A 2754-nucleotide genomic window follows, 5' to 3' on the forward strand; every position below is an offset into this window, starting at 1 on the left:
AAACGACGTCTCCGCTCATCAGCCTTAGTGCAATTTCGGGGGCGAGGGCTTTGTGGCTGTTGCCGATAATGGCGGAGACGCCGGTGAGGCTAGCAAGTTCCGCCGGGGCACGCTGGGCGTAGCAACCGGTGGCGATGATGCGCGCTTCCGGATTGAGGCGATGGGTGCGGCGGATGTAGGCGCGGGCTTCGCGGTCAGCTTCGGCGGTGACACTGCAGGTGTTGACGATGACCACATCGGCTTCGATGGGCTGGCTCTCGGTGGCGTCTGCGGCACGCAGAAGCGCGGCGATTGCTTCGCCGTCGGCGCGGGCGGCGCGGCAGCCGAAGTTTTCGATGTGGAAAGTAGGCGGCACGGGTCTAGTTTAGCGGAGTTAGCAGCGCCATCGCGCCGATAGCAAGTTAGCAAGTTGGCGGAACTGAGGCGCGTTGAAGTTCGCGCTTTCCCACCCTTGCAACAAAAGCAAGTATTACGACTCGCTTGCGCGGCTCGTCACCGGCCTTGTTCACCGGTGGCGCTAGTCGGCGGGAGCTAGCGTGGGGTGCGATTTTTTTCTTGCGAGAATTAGGACGATGCTGAGAGCCGCCAACACGCAGATCAACGCGAAGAGAAATACGCTGGCGTAGCCGAAGGCACCGATGATGGCTCCGGCGACGGGCCCAACCATGAAGAACGAGACGTCAGCGAAGACAGTGTAGACGCCGAGCGCGGTTCCACGATTCTCCACCGGAACGCGTTCGACAGCTTCTACACCGAGAGCCGGGAAAACGAGCGAGTAGCCGAAGCCGGTGAGCGATGCTCCAAAGAGGGCCATCCACGGAGTGACGGATCGCCAGAGCAGGAACACGCCGACGGATTCGACCAGGATGCAGACCTTGGCGACGGGGAATCCGCCGAAGGTACCGATGGTGCGAATGAAGAGAAGCCTGGCGACGATGAATGCTATTCCGAATGCGGTGAGGCAGAGGGCAGCGCCGTCCCAATGGCGGCTCAGGTAGAAGAGCGTGACGAAGGTGGCGAGTGCGCTATAGCCGACGCCGCCAAGCGCGAGGCCCATGCCATGGGGTGTAACGCGCGAGAGCACGTTGCGGAACGGAAGATGTTCGCCGGGCGTGACAGGGACCGGGGGCTTCATCGCTGCCCAGGCGCATGCAAGGGCGCAGATGATGATGGTGAGGATCGCGACAGAGGAGAGGCCCAAGTGGGTCTCCATCACGACGCCGAGGGGAGCACCGAGAGCGAGCGCGCCGTAGGTGCTGACTCCGTTGTAGGAAATGACCTTGGCGGTGTGTTCCGGACCGGCGCTGGAGATTCCCCAGAGCGTTGCGCCGGTGGAACCCAGGCTTTCGCCGACTCCAAGGACCAGACGACTGGCGATGAGGCTGGTGAGGCTTAGCCAGGCTGGATTGCGATGGAGCGCTGCTGCCCCGAGCAGAAGCAGGCCGCTGAGTGTACATGCGCCCATTCCCCAGAGGACAGAAATCTTTGCGCCTTTGCGATCGGAGATGCGCCCAGCCCAGGGACGGCTGAGAAATGTTGCGATGTACTGAATGCTGATGACCAGGCCGGCGAGCGAGGCGTGATAACCCATCCGCATGTGGACATATTCGGGCAGGATGGCGAGCGGGAGGCCGATGGCCAGATATACGACGAACGAAAGAGACGTGAAGCTGATGATTTGCCAGGCGCTGCCGTTGGAAGACACGGAGGGCGCGGCGGTTGCGTCGTTAGCTGTCTCAATTTGCATGGTTTAGGGCGGAGTGGGGGTGGATTCCCAGCCCTCATTATAGCGGGTTTCCGATTTGCGCCCGCCCTATTGGGTTATGGAATTTGTCCAGCGAGAACGATGGCTTGGCTTGCTGCGCTTTGCGCGTCGGGAAGGTTGGCATAACCGGCGAGGATGCGGCCCTTGCGGAATACGCAGACTCCATCGAGGTATGGAGCCTTGGTTTGGAACGCTTCATCGGAAATGGTTGCGGCGACGGCGCCGTCAAAATGATCGCGGAGCTTCTTCATGACTTCGGAGGCGGATTCTGGGGATTGCTCTACAACGATGAAGGCCTGGCCGATTTTGTATTTTGCTACGTAACCGCGCTTCAGGATCTTGAGGCCGAGGACGCTCTCAGGAACGAGCTTCGCGGATTCTTGATTTTCAGGCGGAAACCAGGCAAGTTCTTCGGGGGGCGTGGTACGGCCTTCGAGGAGGGGTTCGATTTTGGCGGCGAAGGTCTGCAGGGCGCCGGTCTGATTCGAGTCGGTGCTGCCGTCGGTTTCGATGATCTCGACGAAGTATTTTCCTTTGGCAAAGAGGAGGCTCTGCGGAAGCAGTTGCGCACCCATTCCAATTCTTTGGATCGGCTTCTGCGGGTCGCGGTTCGCGGCGAACATGCCGTAGGCCGAGTCAGCGTCGGTCATGTCAGAGATATCGATGGACAGGATGGTCGAGCCGGATTTGCAGTCGATGCCCTGCATACGGCTGAAGCTGAAGATGAGATAGCCCTCAGCGGCGCCGTCGCGATATTCGAAGAGATTGTCGGGTGTGTAATCGCGCTTCGGCCCGGACTGTTCGAATCCGGGAACGAAGTGGCAGTCGAGGTAGGCTTGCGCAGAGGCTGGTGGGGTGGCGAGCGTCGCAAAGATCAGAACAAGAAAAAAATGGAGAGAAGACAGTGCCTCAGGGGCTAAAGCCCCCGCTCGTTTTGCTGGGCTCGTCGGCATGACTGAAGTCATGCCCTGATACAAACCCGGCTTCGA

Annotated in this window: 2 protein-coding genes and 1 pseudogene; all 3 read right to left on the minus strand. The window is 60.3% G+C overall.

The features are described 5' to 3' along the window. A pseudogene (locus tag WA354_RS03780) lies at positions 1 to 355 on the minus strand (tRNA (N(6)-L-threonylcarbamoyladenosine(37)-C(2))-methylthiotransferase MtaB); the annotation flags it as partial. Between the two features lie 162 nt (positions 356 to 517). Then, positions 518 to 1747 carry an MFS transporter gene (locus WA354_RS03785; protein ID WP_472811677.1) on the minus strand — a complete coding sequence of 410 codons (1230 nt, stop codon included), beginning with the start codon at positions 1745 to 1747 and terminating at the stop codon, positions 518 to 520. Positions 1748 to 1821: 74 nt separating this feature from the next. Then, positions 1822 to 2754 (minus strand): DUF6599 family protein (locus tag WA354_RS03790; RefSeq protein WP_472811678.1); only part of this gene is annotated, 933 nt, incomplete at its 5' end.

The organism is Occallatibacter sp. (assembly GCF_049802275.1).
Taxonomy (GTDB): domain Bacteria; phylum Acidobacteriota; class Terriglobia; order Terriglobales; family Acidobacteriaceae; genus Telmatobacter.

What these genes read in the sequence shown, in the direction of transcription:
- WA354_RS03785 (WP_472811677.1), bottom strand. Translation starts at nt 1,747, where the DNA reads ATGCAAATTGAGACAGCTAACGACGCAACCGCCGCGCCCTCCGTGTCT.